Annotated in this window: 2 protein-coding genes; both read right to left on the minus strand. The window is 70.1% G+C overall.

All coding sequences use genetic code 11. The annotated features are described in order from the left end of the window. On the minus strand, nt 1–686 hold a 686-nt coding region (locus M3N57_02595; GenBank protein ID MDP9021587.1), incomplete at its 3' end, for a glucose-6-phosphate isomerase. Nucleotides 687–691: 5 nt separating this feature from the next. Beyond that, nucleotides 692–1,807: a transaldolase gene (gene tal / locus M3N57_02600; GenBank protein ID MDP9021588.1), complete on the minus strand. Its 1,116-nt coding sequence runs from the start codon at nt 1,805–1,807 to the stop codon at nt 692–694. Nucleotides 1,808–2,097: the final 290 nt, after the last annotated feature.

Raw genomic sequence — 2,097 nt, forward strand, 5'->3', positions numbered from 1 at the left:
GCCGTGGCCTGGTCCAGCAGCCGCGCCACGTCGGCCCCTGCCAGCCCGGCGGGCACCAGCCCGAACGCCGTCAGCGCCGAGTACCGCCCGCCCACGGTCGGGTCGGCCAGGAAGACCTTGCGGTAGCCCTCCTGGGTGGCCAGCTCCGCCAACGGCGAGCCGGGGTCGGTCACGACGACCATGCGGCTCGCGGGGTCGATGCCCTCCTCCGCGAACGCCGCGGCGAAGATGCGCCGCTGGCTCTCCGTCTCGGCGGTGCCGCCGGACTTCGACGACACGACGAGCACCGTGCGGGTGAGGTCACCCGCCAGTGCGTCGGCGACCTGACCCGGATCGGTGGTGTCGAGCACGGTCAGCGTCACCGGCTCGGTCGCCGCGATGACCTCGGGTGCGAGTGAGGACCCGCCCATACCCGCGAGCACGACGCGGTCGATGCCCTCTGCCTGGAGCTCGGTGTGGAGGTCGGTGATCTCGCCGATGAGCTGCCGCGACGTCACATGCAACGTCGTCCAGCCCAGCCGGATCGCCGCCTCCTGCTCGGCGTCGACGCCCCACAGCGTCGGATCCTGCGCCGTGAGCTTCGATGCGACCTTGTCCTCGACGAGCTGGGCCGCGAGCGGCGCCGCTGCCGCTGCCAGCGAGGTGTCGGCGATGTCGACGGAAACCGTGGTCGTAGATGCCGTCATGCCGCTCAGCCCTCGTGCGCCGCGACGAGCTGGCTGTTCACCGTTTCGAGTAACTCCACCCAGGATTTGTCGAACTTGGCCACGCCTTCGTCCTCCAGTACGTGGAACACGTCGTCGAGGTCGATGCCGATCCGGGCGAGCCGGTCGAAGATGTTGGTCGCGACCGCCTGCGTATCGGTCACCGTGTCGCCGATGATGGTGGCGTGGTCGGCGACCGCGTGCAGTGTCGCCTCCGGCACTGTGTTGACCGTGCCAGCCACGACGAGCTGGTCGACGTAGCGGGTGTCGGAGTAGGCCGGGTCCTTCACTCCGGTCGACGCCCACAGTGGACGTTGCGCGTGCGCGCCCTGCTCGGCAAGCGCCCGCCAGCGGGGCGTGGTGAACTCCTCGGTGTAGAGGGCGTAGGCGAGCCGGGCGTTGGCGATCGCGGCCTCACCGCGCAGCGCGGCGGCCTCGTCGGTGCCGATCGCGTCGAGCCGCTTGTCCACCTCGGTGTCCACTCGCGACACGAAGAACGACGCGACGGAGTGGATGGCCGACAGGTCCCGGCCGTTGGCCGCCGCCTGCTCCAGCCCGGTGAGGTAGGCGTCGATGACCTCGCGGTAGCGCTCCGGGGAGAAGATGAGCGTCACGTTCACGCTGACACCCTCGGCGAGTACCCGGCTGATGGCGGGCAGCCCCTCCACCGTGGCGGGAATCTTGACCAGCAGGTTCGGCCGGTCGACCGTCTTGGCCAGATCCAGCGCCTCGGTCACGGTGGCGTCGGTGTCTCGCGCGAGCCGCGGGTCCACCTCGATCGACACCCTGCCGTCCACGCCGCCGGTCGCCTCGTAGGTCTCCCGGAACAGATCGCACGCGTCGCGCACGTCGGACGTCGTCAGCTCCCGCACGGCCTGCTGCAGGTCAGCGCCCCGCGCGGCGAGCTCGCGGATCTGCGCGTCGTACGCGGCACCGTTGGACAGCGCCCCCGCGAAGATCGTCGGGTTCGTCGTCACCCCGCTGATGTGGGAGTTGGCGATCAACTCGGCGAGATTGCCCGACACCAGCCTCTCCCTGGACAGGTCATCCAGCCAGAGGGATACCCCGGCGGCGGACAGTTGAGCGAGTCGATCGGTCGTCATGATCTGCCATCCCTTGTATGTGCGCAGCGTGCTGGGCCGACTGACACGGCCGTGATGACCGGCCGCGTGATCAGCGCCCTCTTCGGTTGTACCGCAGTCGCTTCTGACCGCCTACCCCGCTACCCCGCCTACCCCGCGTTGGCGAGCGTGCGGCGGGCCGCCTCGGTGACGGCGTCCGCGGTGATGCCGAACTCGCGGAACAGGGTGGCGAAGTCCGCTGACGCGCCGAAGTGCTCCAGCGAGACGATCTCGCCGTTGTCGCCGACGAAGCGGTGCCACGGCTGGCCGAT

Source organism: Actinomycetota bacterium, from assembly GCA_030776725.1.
Classification (GTDB): domain Bacteria; phylum Actinomycetota; class Nitriliruptoria; order Nitriliruptorales; family JAHWKO01; genus JAHWKW01.

Excerpts from the sequence above, each read along its gene's own strand:
- tal (MDP9021588.1), bottom strand. The coding sequence starts at position 1,807 with ATGACGACCGATCGACTCGCTCAACTGTCCGCCGCCGGGGTATCCCTC.